This is a genomic window from Mesorhizobium sp. BR1-1-3, assembly GCF_020165455.1.
In the GTDB taxonomy this organism is placed as follows: domain Bacteria; phylum Pseudomonadota; class Alphaproteobacteria; order Rhizobiales; family Rhizobiaceae; genus Mesorhizobium; species Mesorhizobium ciceri.
Genome location: NZ_JAIUIC010000002.1, coordinates 96,525 through 118,820, shown reverse-complemented (window position 1 = coordinate 118,820; position 22,296 = coordinate 96,525). Strand labels below are relative to the sequence as shown.

23 protein-coding genes are annotated in these 22,296 nt (G+C 60.2%); 13 read left to right on the top strand and 10 right to left on the bottom strand.

The genetic code is table 11. The features are described from left to right. Nucleotides 1–6 precede the first annotated feature (6 nt). Genes coxB through LB559_RS04920 form a run of 6 tightly spaced genes read left to right on the top strand, consistent with a single transcriptional unit; the run spans nucleotide 7 to nucleotide 5,189 of the window. Nucleotides 7–999, top strand: coding sequence for a cytochrome c oxidase subunit II (coxB, locus tag LB559_RS04945; protein ID WP_013525141.1), 993 nt, complete (start codon nucleotides 7–9; stop codon nucleotides 997–999). After that, nucleotides 996–2,972: a cytochrome c oxidase subunit I gene (gene ctaD, locus LB559_RS04940; RefSeq protein ID WP_013525140.1), complete on the top strand. Its 1,977-nt coding sequence runs from the start codon at nucleotides 996–998 to the stop codon at nucleotides 2,970–2,972. The genes coxB and ctaD overlap by 4 nt, the downstream gene beginning before the upstream one ends. Next, entirely contained in the window at nucleotides 2,969–3,574 is a 606-nt protein-coding gene (locus tag LB559_RS04935; protein WP_013525139.1) for a heme-copper oxidase subunit III, read from the top strand. Before ctaD ends, LB559_RS04935 begins: the two co-directional genes overlap by 4 nt. A 1-nt stretch (nucleotide 3,575) precedes the next feature. Next, complete coding sequence (locus LB559_RS04930) at nucleotides 3,576–3,917, top strand: hypothetical protein (RefSeq protein ID WP_013525138.1); 342 nt, start codon at nucleotides 3,576–3,578, stop codon at nucleotides 3,915–3,917. After that, complete coding sequence (locus LB559_RS04925; protein ID WP_127412907.1) at nucleotides 3,914–4,792, top strand: cytochrome c oxidase assembly protein; 879 nt, start codon at nucleotides 3,914–3,916, stop codon at nucleotides 4,790–4,792. Before LB559_RS04930 ends, LB559_RS04925 begins: the two co-directional genes overlap by 4 nt. Further along, nucleotides 4,773–5,189 (top strand): c-type cytochrome, encoded by a 417-nt coding sequence (locus tag LB559_RS04920; RefSeq protein WP_027161878.1) that lies wholly within the window; start codon nucleotides 4,773–4,775, stop codon nucleotides 5,187–5,189. Before LB559_RS04925 ends, LB559_RS04920 begins: the two co-directional genes overlap by 20 nt. A 73-nt stretch (nucleotides 5,190–5,262) precedes the next feature. Here LB559_RS04920 and LB559_RS04915 read toward each other — a convergent pair whose 3' ends face one another. The 5 genes from LB559_RS04915 to LB559_RS04895 form a co-directional block, all read right to left on the bottom strand. Next, entirely contained in the window at nucleotides 5,263–6,042 is a 780-nt protein-coding gene (locus LB559_RS04915) for a hypothetical protein (RefSeq protein WP_224673158.1), read from the bottom strand. A gap of 56 nt (nucleotides 6,043–6,098) precedes the next feature. Next, entirely contained in the window at nucleotides 6,099–6,491 is a 393-nt protein-coding gene (locus LB559_RS04910; protein ID WP_013525134.1) for a phage holin family protein, read from the bottom strand. Next, nucleotides 6,488–7,096, bottom strand: a complete 609-nt coding sequence (locus tag LB559_RS04905; protein WP_224673157.1) for a hypothetical protein — start codon at nucleotides 7,094–7,096, stop codon at nucleotides 6,488–6,490. The genes LB559_RS04910 and LB559_RS04905 overlap by 4 nt, the downstream gene beginning before the upstream one ends. A 318-nt stretch (nucleotides 7,097–7,414) precedes the next feature. Next, complete coding sequence (locus tag LB559_RS04900) at nucleotides 7,415–8,260, bottom strand: manganese catalase family protein (protein ID WP_013525132.1); 846 nt, start codon at nucleotides 8,258–8,260, stop codon at nucleotides 7,415–7,417. Nucleotides 8,261–8,432: 172 nt separating this feature from the next. Next, entirely contained in the window at nucleotides 8,433–9,350 is a 918-nt protein-coding gene (locus LB559_RS04895) for a hypothetical protein (protein ID WP_024504621.1), read from the bottom strand. Nucleotides 9,351–9,706: 356 nt separating this feature from the next. On the opposite strand from LB559_RS04895, the gene LB559_RS04890 reads away from it, so the two are divergent. Together LB559_RS04890 and glf are read left to right on the top strand one after the other, a co-directional pair. Then, nucleotides 9,707–10,879 carry a glycosyltransferase gene (locus LB559_RS04890; RefSeq protein WP_224673156.1) on the top strand — a complete coding sequence of 391 codons (1,173 nt, stop codon included), beginning with the start codon at nucleotides 9,707–9,709 and terminating at the stop codon, nucleotides 10,877–10,879. Nucleotides 10,880–10,881: 2 nt separating this feature from the next. After that, complete coding sequence (gene glf / locus LB559_RS04885; protein WP_024504623.1) at nucleotides 10,882–12,024, top strand: UDP-galactopyranose mutase; 1,143 nt, start codon at nucleotides 10,882–10,884, stop codon at nucleotides 12,022–12,024. Nucleotides 12,025–12,111: 87 nt separating this feature from the next. Here the strand turns inward: glf and LB559_RS04880 are convergent, their stop codons facing one another. Further along, complete coding sequence (locus tag LB559_RS04880; RefSeq protein ID WP_013525128.1) at nucleotides 12,112–13,278, bottom strand: beta-glucosidase; 1,167 nt, start codon at nucleotides 13,276–13,278, stop codon at nucleotides 12,112–12,114. Between the two features lie 451 nt (nucleotides 13,279–13,729). On the opposite strand from LB559_RS04880, the gene LB559_RS04875 reads away from it, so the two are divergent. After that, complete coding sequence (locus tag LB559_RS04875; protein ID WP_224673155.1) at nucleotides 13,730–14,005, top strand: hypothetical protein; 276 nt, start codon at nucleotides 13,730–13,732, stop codon at nucleotides 14,003–14,005. Nucleotides 14,006–14,640: 635 nt separating this feature from the next. Here LB559_RS04875 and LB559_RS04870 read toward each other — a convergent pair. After that, nucleotides 14,641–14,814 (bottom strand): hypothetical protein, encoded by a 174-nt coding sequence (locus LB559_RS04870; protein ID WP_013525125.1) that lies wholly within the window; start codon nucleotides 14,812–14,814, stop codon nucleotides 14,641–14,643. 473 nt (nucleotides 14,815–15,287) lie between these two features. Beyond that, complete coding sequence (locus LB559_RS04865) at nucleotides 15,288–15,785, bottom strand: hypothetical protein (RefSeq protein ID WP_013525124.1); 498 nt, start codon at nucleotides 15,783–15,785, stop codon at nucleotides 15,288–15,290. Nucleotides 15,786–16,329: 544 nt separating this feature from the next. Between LB559_RS04865 and LB559_RS04860 the strand changes: the two genes are divergently transcribed. The 3 genes from LB559_RS04860 to LB559_RS04850 all read left to right on the top strand — a co-directional run bounded on the left by LB559_RS04860 (nucleotide 16,330) and on the right by LB559_RS04850 (nucleotide 17,785). Then, complete coding sequence (locus LB559_RS04860; RefSeq protein ID WP_013525123.1) at nucleotides 16,330–17,064, top strand: Crp/Fnr family transcriptional regulator; 735 nt, start codon at nucleotides 16,330–16,332, stop codon at nucleotides 17,062–17,064. 19 nt (nucleotides 17,065–17,083) lie between these two features. After that, a complete protein-coding gene (locus LB559_RS04855) occupies nucleotides 17,084–17,320 on the top strand; it encodes a DUF6894 family protein (RefSeq protein ID WP_224673154.1) in 237 nt (78 codons plus the stop codon). 225 nt (nucleotides 17,321–17,545) lie between these two features. Further along, nucleotides 17,546–17,785: a hypothetical protein gene (locus LB559_RS04850; RefSeq protein ID WP_032899472.1), complete on the top strand. Its 240-nt coding sequence runs from the start codon at nucleotides 17,546–17,548 to the stop codon at nucleotides 17,783–17,785. 387 nt (nucleotides 17,786–18,172) lie between these two features. Here LB559_RS04850 and LB559_RS04840 read toward each other — a convergent pair whose 3' ends face one another. Then, on the bottom strand, nucleotides 18,173–18,457 hold the full coding sequence (locus LB559_RS04840) for a DUF6894 family protein (RefSeq protein ID WP_013525119.1): 285 nt from the start codon (nucleotides 18,455–18,457) through the stop codon (nucleotides 18,173–18,175). Between the two features lie 111 nt (nucleotides 18,458–18,568). Next, complete coding sequence (locus tag LB559_RS04835) at nucleotides 18,569–18,817, bottom strand: hypothetical protein (protein WP_013525118.1); 249 nt, start codon at nucleotides 18,815–18,817, stop codon at nucleotides 18,569–18,571. 278 nt (nucleotides 18,818–19,095) lie between these two features. Here LB559_RS04835 and LB559_RS04830 point away from each other — a divergent pair, with 278 nt between their 5' ends. Continuing rightward, nucleotides 19,096–22,248, top strand: a complete 3,153-nt coding sequence (locus tag LB559_RS04830; protein WP_224673153.1) for a GAF domain-containing protein — start codon at nucleotides 19,096–19,098, stop codon at nucleotides 22,246–22,248. Nucleotides 22,249–22,296 lie beyond the last annotated feature (48 nt).

Below are 22,296 nucleotides of genomic sequence, written 5' to 3'. Positions count from 1 at the left end.
GCCTCGATGGCCTTCGCCTTCTGTGTCCTGTTTCTGCAGGGATGCGCAGGCTGGCAGTCGGCGCTTGACCCGAAGGGCCCCGCAGCCGGCGAGCTGGCCTGGCTCATCTGGTTCTTTACCGCGCTTTGCGCGGTTGTTTGGGCGCTGGTGATGATCGCTCTCGCAGCACCGCTGGTCATGCGATCGCGTTCCGGCGATGAACCCCTCCTACTCGACGAAGCGGCCGAACGCGGCAAGATGCGCGTGGTCGTGTCCGCCGTCGGAGTGACCACCATCATCCTGATCGGACTGACGCTGCTAAGCTTTTTCGCCAACAGGACGCTGGCTGCGATCGGCTCGGAGGCTGCGCTGACAATCAGGGTGACCGGGCACCAGTGGTGGTGGGAGGTGCGCTACGAGGATGCTACGCCGAGCCGCATCCTGACGACGGCAAACGAGATTCATATCCCTGCCGGCGAGCCGGTGCGGCTGCTTTTGACCTCGACCGATGTGATCCATTCCTTCTGGATCCCAAGCTTGGCCGGCAAGCTCGACCTTATCCCGGGCCACATGAACGTCCTGGATATCAAGGCGGACAAGCCAGGCGTCTACCGTGGTCAATGCGCTGAATTCTGCGGTGCGCAGCACGCCAACATGGGCACCTTCATCATCGCCGAGCCGCGCCCGAAATTCGATGCCTGGCTGAACGACCAGTTGCAGCCGGCCGGCGCGCCGGCGAGCGGCGAAGCCAAGGTCGGTGCGGACCTGTTCCTCAAACGCCCCTGCGTGATGTGTCACAGGATCGGGGGGACGCCGGCCGGCGGAACGGTGGCTCCCGATCTCACCCACATAGCCAGCCGGCAGACGCTCGCTGCCGGGACCTTGACGATGAGCCGCGGCAATCTCGCCGCCTGGATAGCCGACCCGCAAGGCATCAAGCCCGGCTCCCACATGCCGGTGGTGGAGCTCAGCGGCGATGAGCTCAATGCCGTGGTCGCCTATCTCGAGGGTCTGAAATGAGCAGCGCGGATCTCACAAGCCAACGCGACCTGCCGCCGGAGCGCAAGGTATCTGCAAAAGGCGACATCGCGCCCGAGCATGACGGACCGCGCGACACCGGCATGGATGATGCCGGCCTGCATCGCTGGCTCGAGCGCACCTGGCGGACGCCATCCGGCATCGTCGGAGCCTTGTCGAGCGTCGATCACAAGGTGATCGCACGACGCTATTTGATCACCGCTTTCGTGTTCCTTGGTCTTGGCGGCCTCAACGCTGTCGTCATGCGCATCCAGCTTTCTGGACCGCAACGCGGGCTGATCGGGCCCGACCTCTACAATCAGCTGTTCACCATGCATGGCGTTACGATGATGTTTCTGTTCGCCGTGCCCATCGTGCAGGCGACCGGGATCTACCTGGTGCCGCTGATGGTCGGCACCCGCAACATCGCGTTTCCGCGCCTGAACGCGTTCAGCTACTGGGTCTACGTCTCGGGCGGCGCTTTCGCCTGGGTGTCCTTCGCCCTCAACATGGCCCCTGATGTGGGCTGGTTCGCCTACGTGCCGCTGTCCGGCCCCGAATTCGCACCGGGCAAGCGGGCTGACGTCTGGGCGCAGATGATCACCTATACCGAAGTGTCGTCACTGGCCGTCGCGGTGGCGACCATCGTCACGGTCTTCAAGCAGCGAGCCCCCGGCATGTCGCTGGACAAGATCCCGCTCTATGTCTGGGCGATGCTGGTCACTTCCTTCGTCGTCGTCTTCGCGATGCCGGCGGTGATGATCACCTCGACTTTCCTGATCCTTGACCGGCTGGTTGGCACGCACATCTTCAACCCGGCCGAAGGTGGGGATGCTCTGCTGTTCCAACACCTCTTCTGGTTCTTCGGCCATCCGGAAGTTTACATCATCTTCCTGCCGGCGACGGGCATGGTGTCCTCGATCATTCCTGTTTTCGCCAGGCGACCGACATTCGGTCATCTCGGGCTGGTCCTGTCGCTGATCGCGGTCGGCTTCCTTTCGTTCGGGCTTTGGGTCCATCACATGTTCGCCACCGGCCTGCCAAAGCTTGGCGCCAGCTTCTTCACCGCATCCAGCATGATGATCGCCATCCCGAACGGCGTACAGATCTTCTGCTGGCTGGCAACATTATGGGACGGCAGACCGGTGATCCGAACTCCGTTGCTGTTCGTCTTCGGCTTTTTCTTCATCTTCGTCATCGGCGGGCTGACGGGCGTGATGCTCGCCTCAGTGCCGTTGGATCTTCAGGTCCACGACACCTATTTCGTCGTCGCTCATTTCCATTACGTGCTGATCGGCGGCTCGGTGTTCCCGCTGCTTGGCGCGGCTTATTTCTGGTTCCCGAAGGTCACCGGCCGCATGATGAGCGAACGCCTCGGGCGGTGGCATTTCTGGCTGGCCTTCATCGGGTTCAATGCAGCCTTTTTCCCGATGCATCTGGTCGGCCTGTGGGGCATGCCACGACGTGTCTACACCTATCCGGCCGAGCTTGGCTGGGGCAACATCAACCTTTTCATCTCGGCTGGGGCGTTACTCTTCTTCCTGAGCTTTGTCCTGTTCACCTTCAACCTTGTGCATGGCGCGTTGAAAGGCACCTCGGCCGGCAACAATCCTTGGGACGCAGGAACCTTGGAGTGGGCAACATCCTCGCCGCCGCCGAGCTATAATTTCGCACGCATTCCCATCGTAACTCATATCGAGCCGCTCTGGGCCGAGCGCGAGGCGCTCCCTGTAGCGACCGGGCTCCGCGTCGACGCGCGCGAACTCCTCATCTCGACCGTGGCCGAAGCTCATCCCGACATTCGCGAGAAATCGGCCGCCCCTTCGATCTGGCCGCTTTTAGCGGCGCTGGCCGTCGGCGGCACGTTTCTCTATTCAATCTTCACGCCCTGGGCGATCGTCTGGGGCGCCGCGCCAATCGCCATCACGTTGATCGGATGGTTCTGGCCCAAGGGCGATCCGGAGGACGAGGAATGAAGCAGCGCGCCGCCGCCGATCTTTCTGGCCTGCCCACCTTCGGGCACGGTCCGCGCAGCCCGACCTGGTGGGGCACGCTGGGTTTCATGGCGCTGGAAGGCACGGGCTTCGCGCTGGCGGCCGGCGCTTATCTCTACCTTGCGCAGTCATGGCCAGACTGGCCGCTCAGCGCACCGCGCCCGAACCATTGGCCCGGAACGATCGTCACCATTTTGTTCATCGTCAGCCTTGTGCCTAACCACATCCTCCACCGCTATGCCAAGCAATGTTCGATGGTGCCGGTGCGGATCGGGCTGATGGTCATGTCGCTGCTCGGCATCGCTCCGCTCGTCGTGCGCTGGTTCGAATTCCCGGCCCTCAACATCTATTGGGACACCAATGCCTATGGATCGATGCTCTGGGTGCTGCTCGGGCTGCACACCACCCATCTCATCACCGATGTCGGCGACACTATCGTGCTGACTGTGCTGATGTTCACGCGCCACGGCTATAGCGGCCGTCGCTTCGGCGATGTCGGCGACAATGTCTTCTACTGGGACTTCGTGGTCCTGACCTGGATTCCGATCTATCTGCTCATCTACTGGGTGCCGAGGCTAGGCTGAGATGCGTGCATTACGCCTGGGAACGTCTTGGGGTGGTCTTCTGTCAGGGCCGCTGGCGTGGGCGGTCTCGACACAGCTGAATTATGCGCTGGTGCCCTGGCAATGCAATCGCCAGGTGCCGGTCGTGCTTCCCGTGGCGCTGCTGCTCGTCTTGTTGTCGCTGCTCGGCGGGGCGCTGTCGTGGCGGGCGAAGCGGCGAGGCGGTGCCGCATTCAAGCCGGAGCGTACGCGCGCCACAGAGCGCTTCGTCGCCAATCTCGGCATGCTGTCGGCGTTGCTGTTTGCGCTTGTGATCCTCATGCAAGGCAGCGCGGCGCTGATCCTGGATGAGTGCCTGCGATGAATCTGGACGGGCTGTTCTCTACTTCCATCTGCTACGGCGCCGGCGCACCCGAGGCCGGGTGGACGCTCGCGCTGCCCATCACCCTGCCACTTGCGGTGCTTGCCCTGATATATGTCGTTGGAGCTGGCCGGCTTTGGCGGCGCAGCAGCCGCGGCAGGACTTTGCGGCTGCGCCAGGCTCTGCTGTTCACGGCCGGATGGGGCGTGTTGACGGCCGCGTTGGTCAGCCCGATTCATGCACTCGGTGAGCAGATCTTTGCGGCGCATATGATCGAGCATGAACTGCTGATGGCCGTGGCGGCGCCGCTGCTGGTCTCCGCCAGCCCGGCTGCGGCCTTGATGTGGGGATTTCCCGCCGGGGTCCGGCGCATTCTTGGAATGGCCGCGCACGGCAGATGGCTGAATGCGGTTTGGTCTTTCGTAACTCGACCGCTCAGCGCGACCATTGCCCACGGCCTGGCCATATGGATCTGGCACCTTCCGGCGTTGTTCGAGGCCGCGCTCGAACGCGGCGTGATGCACTATGCACAGCACGCGAGCTTCTTCGGAACAGGGCTGCTGTTCTGGTGGGTACTCTTGCCGCGTCCCGGCCGCCAGCATGCCTATGGGACCGCAGTGATGCATCTTTTCGTCACCTCGCTGCACACTGGCCTGCTTGGCGTGCTCCTGCTGCTCTCGCCGCGGCTCTGGTACCCGCAGAACGCGGTGGGTGCGGCACTATGGAATTTGAGCCCCCTGGAAGACCAGCAACTTGCCGGGCTGGTGATGTGGGTTCCCGCTGGACTGATCTATGGCGGCGCAGCGCTGCTGCTGGCCGCGCTGTGGATCAAGGCGAGCGGAAGGGGGGAGGCGGCGCATGCCTACGAGCTTGTCTAAGCTGCTTGCCGGCGCCAGCGCCGCGCTGGTGCTGCTCGTTGCGGGCGTGGCCGGAATGACCTGGTGGTCCGATCAGGCGGCGCGCATCCGCCACGAGGCGGAGGCGGCCACGGGAGGTGACATTGCGCGCGCCATGCCGATCATGACTGCGAATGGTTGTTCCGGCTGCCATACGATTTCGGGCGTGCCGGGCGCGCAAGGGCAGGTCGGTCCACGCCTCGACGCCAGTCTTGCTGACCGCACCTTTATCGGCGGCGGGCTGGCCAACAATCCAGAGAACCTGATCCGCTGGATACGATCTGCCAGGGAAATCAATCCGCGCACGGCCATGCCATCGACCCGAATTTCGGAGCAGCAGGCGCGCGATATCGCGGCCTACCTCTACGCTCTGAAATGATGAGCGGTTCACCGTTTGACGGGCAACGCCGACCCTGTGTGGAAGAGACCGACTATCGCCGATCCAGGATCATCTAGCTTTGATGCTGAGACGGATCGGATATCCGTTCACGCACGGCATGCTCGGTCTTGTCTGCTGTGGACTTCACGATCTCGCCGAGCTGATCGGCGATCGTGTCTGCTTCCATATGTTGCCGGCCAGCTTCCTGCTTGATGGTCTCATAGGCTTCGGCGGCGACCTGCTTGGCCTCGTCGAGACCCCTGTCGAGCATGGTTTCGGCGGTATCGCGAAGCTTGTCGCCATAGGCGCCTAGCTGCTCATCCTCCGTTGCGGTATGGGGCAGCATTGCACCTATGGCGGCGCCGATGGCGAGACCCGCGGCCGCTATGGCCAAGGGCTGGTTCTCCAACAGATCTTGCGCGGAGCGGGTGGCTTTCGCCGCCATGTCGCCGGTCACCGATCTTGCAGTGGCCGTGCTGCCCGTCAAACCCTCCGCGGCGCTGCTTGCCGCGCTGGAAACGGTATCGCCGACGCTGGTGGCAGCTGATGACAGAGATGCGGCGGCATCGGAAAGCGTGCTGCCCAGGCCTCCACGTTCCCGTTCATCATGTCGTCCCGGCGCCGAGGGCATTGAGTAGCCAGCCGAACCGCGGGCGGTGTCTGCGATACCACTGCCGAACATCAGCCAAGCCAGACCCGCTCCCACCATGGTGACCGGCAAAGGATTGTCTCGGACCTGCGTTCTGAGGTTGGCGAGCATGGCCGAACTCTCCCCTCCCGAGAACAGCCCGGTGAACTCATCCAGCAATTGTCCCGGCGTCATCCTGCCTCGAATGGATTCGGCGGTCTCCATCACCCGGGCACGGGCTGCCTCGGCCTCGCGTTCAAGTTCGGCTGCGGATTTCTCAGTCATCTCACCTGTTCCTTGATCACGCTCGCGTCGCGCTTGAGCTGTTCCTGGGTGCGGTCGGGGGTAAGTTCCGAAGGCGCCATGCTGGCCGTCCCGGTCCGCAGCAGGATAATGCCGAGGGCCGCCACGACCACGCCGACCAGCAGGGAAGACCACCCCGCGCCAAGTCCTGCCCGCGTCAGTGCAATAACGAGTGCCTGCAGCAACACCATTAGCGCGGCGAGCAGGCAGATCGCGCCGCCCAGCACTTCCGCGGCACCTGCTCCGGCTTTGGCAAGCTTTTCAGAAAGCTCGGCCCGAAACAGCCTGGCCTCGGTTTGCACCAAAGTGGTGACATTCTGGGCCAAGTCGGTGATCAGCCCGGCAAGGCTTGGGTTGTCCTGGGTGTTCATCTGTCCTGCTCCGCGCTCTGCATGGCCCCATCATCGCCGACGACGCCCGAATCCAGCGACCGATCAGCGGACCAACCCTGTGCCTGATCGGTGTGGGATTTGAGGTCTCCCGGCGCATCCTGAAATTCTCGACCCGCCGGCGGCGAGGCCTTGATGAACCGCCCGAGAGCCAATCCGGCCAATACCGATCCGGCAAGCAGGACACCGGGATTTTGCCGGCCAAAGGACTGCACGTCCTCCAGGACCTGGCCGAACGGCTTCTGTTTCAATGACGATGAAAGCCGCTCCAAGCCACCGGCAGCATCCAATGCGAACTTCGATGCGTTCCTTTCATCGTTGTTGGCCAGGTGATCACTGGCCGCGCGCAGTGCGCCGCCCAGCGCCGCCAGGCTCGATCCGATGTCGCGCTGCGCTTCCTGCGCCTTGTCGGAGATGACCTCCCTGGCTTCAGATGCATAGTCGCCAGCCTTGCGGGTCACCGTATCACGCGCGTCGTGAAGCAACTCGCTGGCACGCTCATTTTCCTGGCGAAGCCTTTCGGAAACGTCGCTTTTCGCCTTGTCGAAATCGGTGGGCTGTCCGCCCTGATCGTTTTCATGCTGCATGGGGCCACCTAGTGAAGACCGAGGAAGGAGAGGACCGCCAGCACGACAACGATAACGCCGATAAGATAGATGACACTGTTCATGTGCACGTCCTCCGTGGCTGTCCAACTTCGCGGAGCCGGCGATGTTCCCTAGGTGAAGCATTTATGTCGAAGCGGAAATGGAGAGCTTCGTCAGGCACGCACCAGTCACCAATGGGTCGCGCTATCCCTCGTGCGGAGCGCCAGTTGCTCGGTACCACCGGGTGCGCCCGACTCCGCAGGAGCCGCTAGCAGGAGACAGCCGAGTGCCGGCTGCCTCCGGCATTGCTATCTTTACCTATTCGGCTGCCCGCCTGTCGATCATCTGCTCGCTCTGGGCGCCGGAACTTGGCCGAGGCGGCGACAGCATGGGCTCCTCGCCCATTGGCGAACCGGCGACCAGGGAGAACTCGCCCTTGCCGTCCATCGACGGTCCTTCGCTCCAACGACCCTGCGCTGGTTCGACACCTTCGACGAAGCAATTGATGAAGGCATAGGATACGTCCTGATGCTCCTTCTCCTGCGGGAAGGAGTTGGGGACCGGCAGAGACGCGTTCAGTCCGCCCATATCTTCGATTGCCGCGAGCCACTGCTGTTGGTGCATGGTGTCGCGCGCAATAAGGAAGGACAGCATGTCCTTCATGCCGGGATCGCTGGTCATGTTGTACAGGCGGGTCGCAAGCACGCGGCCGCTTCCTTCCGCGGTGACGTTTGCGACCATATCCGCGGCAAGATTGCCGCTGGCATAGACATGCGAAGCATTGAAGGGAACGCCGTTGGCGTTTTCAGGCAGTGCGGCCAGGCCGGTCGACAAGATATGGCGGAAGTTCATCCCGTTGAGGACCGAGCCGCCGACCGTGTCCGACGAGATGTCCTCCTGCAGCGAAAGTGGTGCACCCTCAAGATTGAGGGCGACCGCAGTCGCCAGCATTTCGATATGGCCGAGCTCCTCGGTCGCCGTGTTCAACAACAGGTCGCGGTATTTGGCCGGCCCGCGGCATCCCCATGCCTGGAAGAAATACTGCAAGGCCACGCGGATTTCGCCTTCTACTCCGCCGATGGCCTGCTGCAAGGCACGGGCGAAGACTGGATTGGGCGTTTCCACACGAACCGGGTACTGCAATTTCTTGTCGGTGTAATACATGGCTGACTCCTGGTTGGAAGTCAGCCGAACCTCAGCTCTGATGCATTGTTCCGTGCGAGGAACACTTAATTCCGGCAGGCTTTCCGCGGGAATGTCTCGAGCCACGGACGCTTATTCGCAATGCGAGCCGTCCAGTTCGTTGATGCAGTCGGTACGAGTGGCGCCGACCGGATCACGCGACCCTGGAAAGCAGAGCGACGTCACATCTGGCCAAGCCGTAGCGCCACCGATGATCAGTCGTGGCGACCCGGCTCTGATAAAACAGTGAAAGCTGGCTGCCTTCGATCATCACTGTCGAGTGGCCGTTCTCTCCGGGCTGGCCTGGTTCCAGCACCGGGCCAATCGAGACGTAAGGTCCAGCAACGTTATCCGCGATGGCAAAAAACACGCGTTGCCGGTTCCCGCGAAGGCCATTGGGCAGAAAGCAAGTGGCATTGAGAAGCACGCGACCGTCCGGCAATTCGACCAGTTGTGCGCCCTCAATGCCCCATTCATAGTCGGGATCCTCTCTCGTGTTGTGGTGAGGCACATCATTGTGGTCGAGGATCTTGCCGATCCGCTTCCAGGGACCGAACCATGAGTCGGATTGGCTGCGTGCGAGATAGATGTCGGGCTGCGGCACCCTGGTGAATTTTGGCATGGCGGAATAGACGAGGTAGCGCTTGCCGCCAATAAGTGCGGGATGCGGATCGTAAATGCCATCTTCCTCCGTGTCCGGGATCGCGAGGATTGCGGGGCTAAGAACCACCCACTGGAACCCGTCATTGGAAACCGCATGCTCGCAGCGGCCGCCAGACTTCATGAACTCGGTCTGGATGAACATGTGAAAGACGCCGCTTTCGTGGATGACCCCCGGAGCCGCAACACCACTCCCATTGATTGGAAGCTCGATCGACTGATGCTCGGTCCACGGCCCATAAAGGTCCGGCGCCGTGGCGTGCAGTATCGTCCACGTCTCGGTGGTCACCGTGCCGCTCGAGCCGAAGACGTGCCACAGGCTGCCATCAAAGACGGGGCAAGGGTCCTTGAGATCATCCACGCTTTGCGGATGAAACAGCGGAAAAACGTTGGTCGCAAAGTCGATCTTCATATCAGCCCCGGAATTCGCCTGGCACGGACTCGCCAGCGATGCGGGCGAATCAACTTGATGTCCTGCGCATCTTATAGCCAGCGACTTCAACGCAAATACGGCAGGTCCGTTCTCCACCGACATTCCCCCGTCGCTCACGCTTTCAAAGCCCGGCGATGCGCGGCGGGCGTTCTCAGCTTCGCGGAAATATGGTCGCATTCGTCATCCGAGCGGTGACCGAGAGCTCTTCACTTCACCTTGGAACAACTCACGCGCTGGAAAGTTAGGAGCTGGCATCGAAGTCTATTTCTCCTCGATCCGCGCTTAACAAATGTTAGTCGTAACATAAACGAAAGATTACGGGAAGGAACATCTCAATGGAAGCAGCCTTGGGCAGGGTATCCGCCAGTAAACACACTGGCAGGGAAAATCTACTGGTTTGCTTCTCCCACTTGCGATGGAATTTCGTTCATCAACGGCCGCAGCATATCCTCACCCTCGCATCCGAGCAGCAGAGAGTGGTCTACTTTGAGGAGCCTGTTTTCGAAGAACTGCCACAGCCGCAGATGCGGACGAGCGAGGCATCGCCAAACATCCTGATCGTGACACCAGTGCTGCCGCTCGGCGCGTCGGCCGCGAAATCAGATGCCGTGCAGCGGAGGTTTGTTCAGCAGATCATAGCTTCTATGCCGCACAGCCGGCTGATCGCCTGGTATTACACGCCGATGGCTCTCCGCTTCACGGAGTTTCTTGACCCAGACATATGCGTCTACGACTGCATGGACGAACTCTCCGCTTTCAAGAATGCGCCGCCCGAACTGGCGCAGATGGAAAAGGCACTTCTGCGCCGCGCCGATCTCGTTTTCACCGGTGGCCTGAGCCTGTTCGAGACCAAGCGCCGCCTGCATCAGGCTATTTACCCCTTTCCGAGCAGCATCGACGTGAAACACTTTCACAAGGCAAGGCTGCCAGGAAAGGACCCAGCCGATCAGGCCGGCATTCCTCACCCGAGGGTGGGGTATTTCGGCGTCATCGACGAGCGGCTGGACGCCGGACTCGTGGCGCTAGCGGCGCGGACGATGCCGGAGGTGCATTTCGTCATGATTGGCCCCGTGGTCAAAATCGATCCTGCAATCCTGCCGAAGGCCGACAACCTGCATTGGTTGGGTGCCAAGGCCTACTGCGACCTGCCCGATTATCTGCGCCATTGGGATGCCGGCTGGATGCCGTTTGCACTCAACGAGGCGACCCGGTTCATCAGCCCAACCAAGACGCCAGAGTTCCTGGCTGCGGGCCTGCCCGTAATCTCGACGGCGATCGTTGACGTCGTGCGCAGCTACGGCGCTGCTGGACTGGTGGAAATCGCCGACAGTGACGACTTGGAGAGCAAGCTGCGCTCCATGCTTTTGCGACCGCGTGAGATGCTGCTGCCGCAAGTCGATGCCTATCTGGCTGACATGTCGTGGGAAAGAACATGGACGGCCATGGCCGCTCACATTGAGGGCGCCTACCGACGCAAGAAGGTCGTCCCGTTGCGCAGGAGCGCATAGCCATGTTCGATTGGCTGATCGTCGGCGCGGGGTTTGCCGGCAGCGTGCTTGCCGAAAGAATAGCCTCGCAGCGTCATGAAAGCGTTCTCTTGGTCGATCGCCGCAGCCATGTCGGCGGCAACGCCTATGATTGCTATAATGAAGCCGGCATCCTCATCCACCGCTATGGGCCACATATTTTTCACACCAACAGCCAGTCGATCGTGGACTACCTCTCGCAGTTCACCCAATGGCGCACATACGAGCATAGGGTTCTGGCGGCGGTGGATGGGATACTGCTCCCCATCCCGATCAATCTGGACACGATAAACCGCCTTTATGGCCTCGAACTGAATTCTGCACAGTTGGAGGAGTTCTTCGCGTCGCGACGCGAAACGGTAGAGGACGTGCGAACGGCCGAGGATGTTGTCGTCAGCACCGTGGGACGCGAACTCTACGAAAAATTCTTCCGTGGCTACACCAGAAAGCAATGGGGCGTCGATCCGAACCAGCTGAGCAAATCGGTGACGGCACGAGTGCCGACCAGGACCAACCGCGATGACCGATATTTCAGCGACAGCTTCCAGAAGATGCCTGCCGGCGGATACACGAGGATGTTCGAGCGCATGCTCGACCATCCGAACATCAAGATCATGCTGCAGACCGACTTCCGCGAAATTCGTGACGAGATACCGTTCAACCGCCTGATCTATACCGGCCCGATCGACGAGTACTTCGGCTGGCAGCTGGGGCGTCTTCCTTATCGTTCGCTCCGCTTCGAGCACGTCACCCTCGACCAAGAGCAGTTTCAGCCGGTTGCCGTCGTCAACTATCCCCAGACGGAAGATTACACCCGCATCACCGAGTACAAACATCTGACCGGCCAGCAGAACGCGCGGACCAGTCTGACCTACGAATATCCCACCGATATCGGGGACCCGTACTATCCGGTGCCGCGGGCCGAAAACGAAGAGCTCTTCAAGCGCTACGAAGCGCTTGGCGCAACCTGTCCCGACGTGTGGTTTGTCGGTCGCCTGGCAACCTACCGCTACTACAACATGGATCAGGTGGTCGGGCAGGCCCTGGCAACCTTCGCCCGCATCCAGAAGAGCGTCCCGGAATGGGCGAGCGCGGGGAAGGCGTCGTTGGCCGAAGGGGCGCTGTAGCTCGCCCACCCGGACGTACCTGGGAGCATCGAGCGTGGCAAGGCGGCGCCGACAGGCGCTCGCAACATCCCTCGTGCCGCTCATGTATTAACGCGTCAGGTTCGCCGCGAACAAAGCTCGCTGGCGGGCCAATTCCTCCGCGATGGGCTTGCGGACGTGCCGACTGCCGTCCGCCTGGACGACCGAAAACAATCCCACCTCCGCATGCCGCGAATTGTCCCAGCCCGGATAGGCGGTTATCGGGTATAGGCAAATACCTTCGATCGGCGCTTCGAGGTCAATTGCGGCACGCACCTCGTCGCAGACATAATGGAGCCACGCCGCCCCGCCTGATCCCTCGGAGCCGGTCTCGGCGATGAACATCGACTTGCCATATCGATGCGCGACCTCGATCAGCATCTCGGATAGGGCACGGTACTCGTGGTGCCCCATGGGAATCGTCGGCCCGTTGAGGTACCACTGATTGTGCGGGTAGAAATTCAGGCCAACGACATCGACAACATCGTCGCTACCCCCCAACTCAGGCTCTGCCCGGCCCAGCAGCATGTCGTAAGCTTCGAACTGTCCGAGACGGGCATTTTCGGCCCGACGCCGTTCGGTCCGCGTCCGGTCGCGAGGGGCAATGTGGATAAGCGGCTCGGCCCAGACAAATCTGCAAGCGGGATCGACCTCGCGCATCGCGCGAACTCCAGCTATTGCAGCTCTCACGAGGTGCCTCTTGAACCATCCCCGCTTCTTCGGGCCAACGCGCGGGAAATAGCCAACCTCAACAGCCCAGGCGAAAAACGAGATTTCGTTGATCGGGCACAACAAAGGCGCTGTACCGGCGATTGAACGATGAACCCTCACAGCTTCTGCAGCGAACGAGGCATAGGCATCGATGAAATGCATCGACCCTTGATCAACGTGGTCTGGACATCCGTAGTGGAAGATGTCCCAGATGACCTGGACACCTGCCGATTGCGCTGCTTCGACCATCGGCGTCCAGCTTGACCAGTCATAGTTTCCAGGAGCGGTTTCGATGAGGTGCCAGCGCAACCCGTCGCGGACGGTACGAAGACCGAGTTCGGCGCAACCGCGGTAGTCGCCCAGGGCGTGCAAATAATGCGAGGTCGCACGGATAAGATCGAGGCGGACGCCGTCCTTGCGCCGGTGCGACGAGCACTCAAAACCAGCCATGAAAAAACTGGCGAAGGGCGACGTGCCCGCAATCGAAGTCACCTCATTGCCTTCGCTGTGTCGTGCTTCGCTCATACGAAGTCTCCTGCAGGCATTTGGGCTCAGTCTCGGCTGCCGAATGCAGATCGAAGCAGCCATGAGCAATCCGGCTGCCGTATCTCATCCGCCAGGCTGCACTTTCGTCCTGTGCTTAACGGGATGGTTCCAAACCGGATGATCGAGCCTTTGTTCCCGTCGACCCCGTCAGAGGCAGACAGCAGCCAGGGAAGAAGCTGCGCGAGGCAAGTCGGGGGTCAGGCACATGCCGTGATCGGATCATCCAACGCTCCGGCGAAGGCAGGCAACAGTCCGTTCAAATTTCGACTTTCCAATATCGATCATGCAGGCGAGAGGGACGAGGCCCGTCGCGTCAAGCCGCTCCGTCGATCTTTGCCGGCAGAGCGCGCGCCATTCAGCTCAAGCGGGAACATTGGCTACGTCAGCAAGTTTGATCGCCATAGCAAGGGGCCGCAGGGCGGGCGCGCAGATGAGACATCTGCTCAAGGAAATCCTGGTCGAGATCGCTGAAATCCTTCCAGCGATGGCTCAAAAGGGCGACAATTCGGCCGAAGCACTGCCTGTCCATGCGCCGAACTTCCCCCACGATCTGGAGCCGGTTATCCGGGCAGACCCTTCCTGCGAGGTGCCATCGCAACGCGCCGACGATCGGCATAAATCAGTCGCAGTTGAGCAAGCCGCAAGCTGTATGGAGGGATACGGCGCCGGCTCGGATGATCTTACCTTTGCCAGTCACTGCAGATGAATCCACGGTCAAGGCTCACGCCTCTGACGGGCACCACGCACGGCGTCGAATGCCGAGCGAACGGCTTCAACGTTTGAGGTGTGGGGCCGGGCTTACGGCCTGAAGATCAACGACGGTTGGCGTGCGCCTCTTCATCGCGCCATCGCTTCGGTCCGCCTGCGACGCTATGCGGCACAGTCGCGCGTGAGCCAACCCGTACCCACGGGTCAATCTCTTCTCCCAAGAAGGCCGTGCCATGGAGGGACCAATAGCGCGGCCCGGCCGAGGTATGACCCACTAGCCTTCGTCGGATGCCAGTGACAATATCCCACCAGGCGCCACCTGCAGCAGTTCCCTTGGACGGTCCTGTTCTGGCAATGAGATGATCCAGCCATAAGGTGCGCGGCTCAACAGCCTCTACCCCGTAGCATGTCTTTAAAGTGGCTTCTTCGAAGTGCGCTCCGGAGTGCAGCAGCCACATCACACGGGTTTTGTCGTCGACGCTGCCTTCTAAAGGCGCGTGGTAGCGGGAGCAGTCATGACACCCTCCGATGGGGCGGAAGCATGTTCTTCGCTCACAGCCGGCGGCGCCCAGAAACTACCGCCGCGAGAGCAATAATATTTTCAGTCGAGATCATGTGACCGGCAGAAGCGTTCTAGTGCCTCTCTTTCAGAAATCGGGCTTCACGAAGCAGCGAATTCCAATCCGTGCCGATAAGCTTGATCAGACCGCGCGCATCCGGCTCTGAAATACCGACTTCTTCAGACAGACGTCGGGCAAGCAATTGCTGATTGCCCTTTTCGACTCGGCCATCGCCATCCTTTTTCATTGGGTTCCTCCTTTGGGAAGCCAACTTGCGGAATGACCTTTCGTTTCACGAAACAAGAAAAAAGCCCGCGTCCGATTCGCGGCAGCGAGGATAGCGCCATTCGCTAGGGACTGTCGCAGGCGGTGCAAAGCAGGTCCACCTGGGGCGATCCAACACCACACACCTTCGATAACGTACGCAAACCGGTCCCAACAGAACCTGCGCGAAACCCATGCAAGCCGCGCCGAAACGCCCCGCAGCCCCTCAGAATTAATGGGGATTGGCATCGGTGGTGTGTTTTGGGACGTGGGCGGTCAGGCGGGTCTCCTGACCCCCATGTTGAGGAAATGCTTCGGTCCGGGGCCGCCACGGTCCTCGAACGTAGCGACTATGACGCCAGGGACTGGTATTTCAAGGGCCGCTATGGGAGATGGTCCAAGGGCGCGGGATCGCTCGGATCAAAAACCGCGGGAACGCGGCCGTATCTTCTTTGATCACTGCCTGATGAACATGCCCGTATAGGTCTGGCCGGCGAGCGTATGGGTTGCGGACAGCGTGCCGTCGGGCATCATCCTAAAACTGACGTCCGCGCCATTCGGGAGGCGCCCCAGCTTCAACGTATTCCCTACAATTTTTCCTTCGCCCGCGGCCTCACCCGGATTGTCATCGCTCAGAATTCCCCATGCGTAGGTTACGGTCACCTTTCCGTTTGAAGAAACAGATTGAACAGACAGTTTACCTTCATATGTGCCTTCCAATCGCCCGACCCAATTGCCCGAAAAAGCGGCGTACTTTGTTGGAACGCCCTTTGAAGGAGGAATGATTGCCACGGATTGATCCATTATTGCCGGGCCGGGGGGAACAACGGCAGGATCCAAGGCGGATTGGGAGGGAATGGCAGCAGGTTCGATAGCGGCGGATTGCAGCGGTTCAGGAGCCGATTGGCACGCGGGTAGGGCAAGTGCTGCGAAGGCCAGTATAAGGTTCCGCATCAATTTCTCCACATCGTTTCCGAAGGACATATCCGAAAGCCCACTGATCGGCAGAAAGTTCCATTCCCCACCAGGCCGGATTTTGGAGACGCCTGATGAACCATGAGTGACCCCAATAGATAGCCGCTCGTCAACCGTGTAGCGACATTGCGCGGCCGCACCTCAAGCGGGCTCGTTGAGATGCCCATTTGCAAGGCCGGATTTCTCGCTTCAGGTGAGACGCCTTTTGCCTGATGCCTGGCCGGAGCCATCTGGCCCTCATAGGTGAGGTTGCAGCGTCAGGCCTTGGCGGATCAACCACCTCATGTGATGTCGCAGCGACCATTGCGAGCGCAGCCTATGTCATAGGTTAATGCGCTGCTCGAGGGGCTCGATTATGGGTGTGCAGCACTCCTGTGCCCCGTGCAATGAAGTCCCGGCCAAGGACCTGCCTCGGCATCCTGAATTCCCAGTTCCCGACCAGCAGTCCGGCGCCTCGTTACGGCTATCCGGAACTTTTGACGCGGATGCAAGTTCGATAACCAACATCAGCTAGGTAGCCACTTTGTCACCCACTTCATCCTCGGATGTACTTATCCGCAAGCTCCAGAGCATCTCGGATCTCCGAGAGGGCGATATTGATGTTTTGAAAGACATCCAAATTCAGGAGAAGGATTTTCTTGCCAATTACGACCTGGTGCGTGAGGGTGACCGCCCTGTCAATTCGTTCGTGGTTTTGGATGGCCTGCTCGGTTCCACCAAACTTACCGGCGATGGCAAACGGCAGATTACATCCTTCTTTGTGGCTGGGGACATTCCCGATCTGCATGGACTGCATCTGTCGGTCATGGATTGCAATTTCACGACCCTGACAGCAGCCAGACTGGGCTTCATGCGACATGACGCTCTTCGAGCCATTTGCGAACAGCATCCCCGAATCGCGACGGCTTTTTGGCGCTCGACGCTGATCGATGCAGCGATTTACAGGGAATGGGTAACGAATGTGGGACGACGAGAGGCCTATACGCGCATGGCTCACATCTTGTGCGAACTGATCTTTCGCTTGCGCTCGGTTGGACGCATCCAGGATCACGTCGCGGATCTTCCCATTACCCAGGCAGCACTTGGCGATGCATTGGGCTTGTCTACAGTCCACGTCAACCGAATGCTTCAGGAACTTCGACGTAGAGGCCTCATCGCCACCACAGGCCCAAGGGTGCAGGCTCTTGATTGGCCCGGCCTCACTCGTGCAGGTGATTTCGAAACGACCTACCTGCACCAAAGGAACCCCGCAGCTTAGTGGTGACGGAAGCTTTCGGATGGCACGATTTTTCTTTGATAGTGGCGATCAAGATGTGGTCATCCACGACGAAATCGGCATCGAATGTGCCGGTCTGGAGGAGGTGCGCCGCGTGGGCTTCGAAGGCCTTATCGACCTTACGAAAGATGCACTGACCGAGGTGGACGGGCAGCAAGTATTTGTTGAAGTGCGGAACGAAAACGGCGACAGGATTCTGAGGCTGAGCATCTCGCTTCAGATCAAGCTGATGAGATAACGTGCGATAGGACTTGCTGCGACAGAACGCTGCCGAACGCCGGCACACCAAACAGAGCGGCGACGAAACCGAATGCCGCGTGGCCGGACTGTCGCACGAAGATGCCGCCGCCATTTGCGACCAGCTCGGGTTCTCCACATTGGACAAATCGGAAAGCCGCAGCAGAAGGGCATGCCCGCCTCAGTGGCGCAATACGACTGATTTAATCGATGTCCCGATTTTTGTATGAAGTTCTGGAACGCGCACTCTCAGCGCTCGTTCATGTTGTCTCAGCAGAGGGTCGTCGAGATGCAACGAAAAGCGAACGAGGCAAGCCGGGTTGCGAAAGGCCAGGACCTTGAGGTCGAACATCTGGTCGAGCTCACGGAAATTGACCCCAAGCAGGCACGAACGCTGCTTCGCAGGCATGGCGCCGATTGGCCGAAGCTCAAAGACGAGGCGGAAGCTCTGAAGAAGGAAGACTAATCGTCACCTTCCGAGCGGTTGGCGAGAAAGCAGTTCTAGCTCATCCTCATCCGTGACCCCAGCCTGGTAGTAAGCCAGAATACGTGATGCGCGCCGCTCCTTCTCGGTTGCGGTTTCGTTTTTGATTTTGCTGCGTGCGAAGACGCGACTGAGCAGGGCAAGTTCTGATGGGGTGAAGGCGTCTCTATGCATCGCATCTCAACTCCCGCGCGCCCGTCTCGAGAGCGTCGAGGTGGGCTGAAGCCGTGTTGCAGCCTCTGCGCGTCTTTCGGAGATTAAACAAAAAGGCTGTCCGCACCAGCCAGAAACGGTCTTTTTCGGGTTCACGGCGTGATCTGCCCGGCGGCCGCAACATCTGGCTCGATGGCGACAGCGGAGAAACCGGCTTCAACCCGATCGCAAGACGCCTGGCTCCTCTGTTTCCTTGAACTCTTCCGTATCCCTGGGCGCGGCGACCAGATCCTGGAATCCGATAGTGGCGACGAGATAGCCTGCTTCGTCGTAAACCTTCGTCACCCAACTTGTCGGGTCCACGCCATCGACAATTCCGTCGAGCATGGCCTCCTTGGCTGCACGCTTCGCCTCTCTGACAGCCTCATCTCGATCAGCCATATCGGCAAAGATTGCAGGCTGGGCCATGCCTTCGATAAACTCGAAGCGAAATTTCGGCATCGGTCGCTCCAGTCATTGTGCCAGCGCATCGGACATTTCTGGCAGGTTTGACGCTCAACGCGGCGGTGTCGAAAAGGATGCAGCGGGTTGATTGCGCGTGATCATCAAACCTCAGGCAGCATTGCTGCCTCCCATCTCCCAGTCGCCTTGCCAACGTGCGCGCACGGCGATCATCAGTGTGGCCGCTTCCGTCATTCCTGTTTCAAACAACCTGATCAGTTCTCTCGCTACGGCGTTGGCCGCCGCCGTGTCGGGCAAGATAGCAAATTCCTGGCACAGCGCGTCGAACGCGTCGCGAAGGATGTTCAGGTCACTGGGGTAGAGAGCTTCCGTATTCGTGCGGGTTGGTCGGCTAAGCATCAGGCGCTCCTATTCGGCTACAGTGGGATTGCTCCCAAGCAGCGGCGCCCGTTACACAGCCGCTGACAATGGCTTTATGCGGCACAGCCCAGCAGGTGTCATTAAACTATGATGCACGGCGCGTCGTTCGCCCGTTGAGGGCGCATATGGAGTTGTCCTTGGCTGTCGTGACGCAAGTTTCTTCGCAATGCGTCGGCGGCCTAGCCCCGACCTGTTGTCCGGCGCCTGGAACTCTTCGCGACTGACGGCATTATCTAGTCCGACCAACCGGGGGCGAAATGGGAGTCACGTCACGCGAACGTTCGTCTGAAGTGCAGCGCTTCCAGCTTCTGGCGGGGTTGGGTGACAGGATTCGGGAGATCGATGATCCTGCCGAACTGGCATTTGCGGCAGCGGAATTGCTTGGGAAGCATTTTGGCATCAGTCGAGCCGGATATGGCACGATCGATCTCGAGAAAGAAACGATAGCCATCGACAGAGACTGGAACGCGCCGGGAATTCGAAGTCTGGCCGGAACTCTGAACTTCAGGGACTACGGCTCCTATGTCGATGATTTGAAACGAGGCGAGACGGTCGTCTTCGAGAATGCCGAGACAGACCCGCGAACCCACGACCATGCCGAGGCTCTCAAAGCAATCAGCGCCCAATCCGTCATCAACATGCCGGTCACGGAGCGCGGCGGGTTGGTTGCGTTATTGTACCTCAATCACTCCGAGCCAAGACACTGGACGCCGGCCGAGGTTGCTCTGGTTTCGGAAGTGGCTGACCGGACGCGCACCGCAATTGAACGGCTTCGTGCGGAGAAGGCCCTGCGTGAAAATGCCGAGCGCCTGGCCTTTCTGGATCGCCTCGGCAGAGAGATCTCCCCGGCGACAGATGCCGACGCTGTCATGGAGGTCACCACCCGTCTACTTGGCGAACATCTAGGCGTTTCGATTTGCGCCTACGCTGACATGGAGCCGGACCAGGACCACTTCACCATTCGCGGCGACTGGAGCGCTCCTGGCTCGCCTAGCATCAGGGGATACTACAGTCTTGCCGATTTCGGTCGCCTCGCTGTTGGAAATCTGACCGCCAATCGGCCGCTCGTCATCAACGACAATCTCGAGGAAATTGCGCCCGAGGAAGCAAAGACCTTTCAGGATATCGGCATAACGGCAACGATCTGCATGCCCTTGGTCAAGCAAGGCCGGCTGGCTGCGCTAATGGCCGTTCACGACACGCAGCGCCGCGTCTGGTCGCAGCGCGAACTGTCCTTGCTGGCGGAGGTGACAGAGCGGTCATGGGCTCACATCGAGCGCGTCCGCTCGGAACAGGCTGCCCGAGCGAGCGAGGAGCGGCTAAGGCTAGCGACCGATGCAGCCGCTATCGGAACGTGGGACTATGATCCCATCACAAGGGTGCTGCGTTGGGACGACCGATGCAAAGCTCTCTTCGGTCTGCCACCTGAGGCGGAGGTGACATATGAGAGCGCGTTCCTGGCCGGTCTCCATCCAGAAGACCGCAAACGGGCGGATGAGGCCGTACGCCGGGCGCTCGCGCCGGGCGAGTCTTCCCGCTACGACATCGAATATCGGACGATCGGGCTGCGCGACGGAAAGGAGCGTTGGATAGCTGCAACGGGCGAATCTCTTTTCCGGTCCGGGCGCGCGGTGCGTTTCATCGGCACCGTCATGGATATTACCGCGCGAAAGCGGGTGGAGAACCAGCTTCAGATGATGAATGCGACTGCCGCCGCCGTGGCAGCCGAGCTGGACGTGGAGCGTATTGTCCAGATTGTCACCGACGCTGGCGTCGCGCTGTCAGGCGCGCAATTCGGAGCTTTTTTCTACAATGTCCTCGATGACAAGGGGGACAGCTATGTGCTCTACGCCCTGTCGGGAGCGCCACGCTCCGCTTTCGAAAATTTCCCCATGCCACGCAACACGGCCGTGTTCGAGCCTACTTTTCGCGGGACGGGCGTGGTGCGTTCCGATGATATCCTCATGGATGTGCGCTATGGAAAAAATCCGCCGAGGAAGGGAATGCCGGAAGGCCATCTTCCCGTGCGATCCTATCTTGCCGTGCCGGTCATTTCGCGATCGGGCGAAGTGCTGGGTGGGCTGTTCTTCGGACATTCCGGTTGCGGTGTCTTTGCCGCAGAGCATGAGACAGCCTTGCTGGGGCTGGCCGGTCATGCCGCCACGGCAATCGACAACTCCCGACTGTTCAAAGCGCTGCAGACGCTCAACGCCACTCTTGAGCAGCGTGTGGCTGAGGAAGTTGCCGAACGCGTCCGAGCAGAAGAGCACCTGCGCCAGGCGCAGAAGATGGAGGCCGTGGGACAGCTTACCGGTGGCATCGCCCACGACTTCAACAATATGCTGGCTGTCATCATTGGCGGTTTGAATCTCGTGCAGCGCAAGCTCCGAAACGGCGACACGAACGTGAACCACTTCGTCACCGGTGCAATCGATGGGGCACAACGCGCTGCGGAACTTACCAAGCGGCTGCTTGCCTTCTCTCGCCAGCAGCCCTTGGCACCGACGCGCCTGAATCCTAATCGACTCGTCTCCGGCATGAGCGAACTGCTGAGCCGAACGCTTGGAGAGACCATAGCAATCGAGACGGTGCTCGCCGCTGGGCTGTGGCATGTGGAGGCCGATGCAGGGCAATTGGAAAGCGCATTGCTCAACCTTTGCGTCAACGCACGCGATGCCATGCCCGGCGGCGGAAAGCTCACGATTGAAACGTCTAACGCCCATATTGACGATCGGTATGCGAGAGAAAACGCGATCTCCTCGGGCCAGTATGTGATGATAGCGGTCACCGATTCCGGAACGGGCATGACTGCGGACGTGCTGGCAAGAGCCTTCGATCCGTTCTTCACCACAAAGGGAGTCGGCAAGGGTACCGGATTGGGACTTAGCCAAGTGTATGGGTTTGTTCGTCAGTCCGGCGGCAGCGTCAAGATCTATTCCGAACTCGGTGTCGGAACCACCTTGAAGATCTATCTACCGCGGTCGCATGGCGGCATTCCCGACAGCCCGGCCGCCGCCTTGGCGGGCGAGCATCCGGGACATTCAGACGAGGTCATCATGATCGTCGAGGATGAAGATCGTGTACGCCTGATGGCCGCAGAAGCGCTGCGAGAACTGGGCTATTCCGTCCTGGAAATGTCGGGGCCACGAGATGCACTTGCCGCCGTGGAGAGCGGGCATGTGCCTTCGCTTCTGTTCACCGATGTGGTCATGCCGGAAATGTCAGGCCGCGAACTGGTGGACAAGGTCAGGACATCGCACCCGTCACTAAAGGTGCTCTACACCACCGGCTACACGCGAAACGCGATTGTTCACAATGGCACGCTCGATTTTGGAACGGAGCTTTTGACCAAACCCTACACGATCGACGAGCTGGCCGAGAAGGTCCGAAAGGTGCTCGATCGAAAGTAACGATCGGCCAGAGGCGATGTACTCAAGCGGCCGACCCAAATCCACTGC

Excerpts from the sequence above, each read along its gene's own strand:
- LB559_RS04830 (WP_224673153.1), top strand. The coding sequence starts at position 19,096 with ATGGGAGTCACGTCACGCGAACGTTCGTCTGAAGTGCAGCGCTTCCAG.
- LB559_RS04915 (WP_224673158.1), bottom strand. The coding sequence starts at position 6,042 with ATGGAGACCGCCGAATCCATTCGAGGCAGGATGACGCCGGGACAATTG.
- LB559_RS04855 (WP_224673154.1), top strand. The coding sequence starts at position 17,084 with ATGGCACGATTTTTCTTTGATAGTGGCGATCAAGATGTGGTCATCCAC.
- LB559_RS04925 (WP_127412907.1), top strand. The coding sequence starts at position 3,914 with ATGAATCTGGACGGGCTGTTCTCTACTTCCATCTGCTACGGCGCCGGC.
- LB559_RS04930 (WP_013525138.1), top strand. The coding sequence starts at position 3,576 with ATGCGTGCATTACGCCTGGGAACGTCTTGGGGTGGTCTTCTGTCAGGG.
- LB559_RS04840 (WP_013525119.1), bottom strand. The coding sequence starts at position 18,457 with ATGCCGAAATTTCGCTTCGAGTTTATCGAAGGCATGGCCCAGCCTGCA.
- LB559_RS04850 (WP_032899472.1), top strand. The coding sequence starts at position 17,546 with ATGAAGTTCTGGAACGCGCACTCTCAGCGCTCGTTCATGTTGTCTCAG.
- LB559_RS04900 (WP_013525132.1), bottom strand. The coding sequence starts at position 8,260 with ATGTATTACACCGACAAGAAATTGCAGTACCCGGTTCGTGTGGAAACG.
- LB559_RS04870 (WP_013525125.1), bottom strand. The coding sequence starts at position 14,814 with ATGAAAAAGGATGGCGATGGCCGAGTCGAAAAGGGCAATCAGCAATTG.
- LB559_RS04835 (WP_013525118.1), bottom strand. The coding sequence starts at position 18,817 with ATGCTTAGCCGACCAACCCGCACGAATACGGAAGCTCTCTACCCCAGT.
- ctaD (WP_013525140.1), top strand. The coding sequence starts at position 996 with ATGAGCAGCGCGGATCTCACAAGCCAACGCGACCTGCCGCCGGAGCGC.
- LB559_RS04880 (WP_013525128.1), bottom strand. The coding sequence starts at position 13,278 with ATGAGCGAAGCACGACACAGCGAAGGCAATGAGGTGACTTCGATTGCG.
- LB559_RS04865 (WP_013525124.1), bottom strand. The coding sequence starts at position 15,785 with ATGCGGAACCTTATACTGGCCTTCGCAGCACTTGCCCTACCCGCGTGC.
- LB559_RS04895 (WP_024504621.1), bottom strand. The coding sequence starts at position 9,350 with ATGAAGATCGACTTTGCGACCAACGTTTTTCCGCTGTTTCATCCGCAA.
- LB559_RS04935 (WP_013525139.1), top strand. The coding sequence starts at position 2,969 with ATGAAGCAGCGCGCCGCCGCCGATCTTTCTGGCCTGCCCACCTTCGGG.
- LB559_RS04920 (WP_027161878.1), top strand. The coding sequence starts at position 4,773 with ATGCCTACGAGCTTGTCTAAGCTGCTTGCCGGCGCCAGCGCCGCGCTG.
- LB559_RS04905 (WP_224673157.1), bottom strand. The coding sequence starts at position 7,096 with ATGCAGCATGAAAACGATCAGGGCGGACAGCCCACCGATTTCGACAAG.
- LB559_RS04890 (WP_224673156.1), top strand. The coding sequence starts at position 9,707 with ATGGAAGCAGCCTTGGGCAGGGTATCCGCCAGTAAACACACTGGCAGG.
- glf (WP_024504623.1), top strand. The coding sequence starts at position 10,882 with ATGTTCGATTGGCTGATCGTCGGCGCGGGGTTTGCCGGCAGCGTGCTT.
- coxB (WP_013525141.1), top strand. The coding sequence starts at position 7 with ATGGCCTTCGCCTTCTGTGTCCTGTTTCTGCAGGGATGCGCAGGCTGG.
- LB559_RS04875 (WP_224673155.1), top strand. The coding sequence starts at position 13,730 with ATGAGACATCTGCTCAAGGAAATCCTGGTCGAGATCGCTGAAATCCTT.
- LB559_RS04910 (WP_013525134.1), bottom strand. The coding sequence starts at position 6,491 with ATGAACACCCAGGACAACCCAAGCCTTGCCGGGCTGATCACCGACTTG.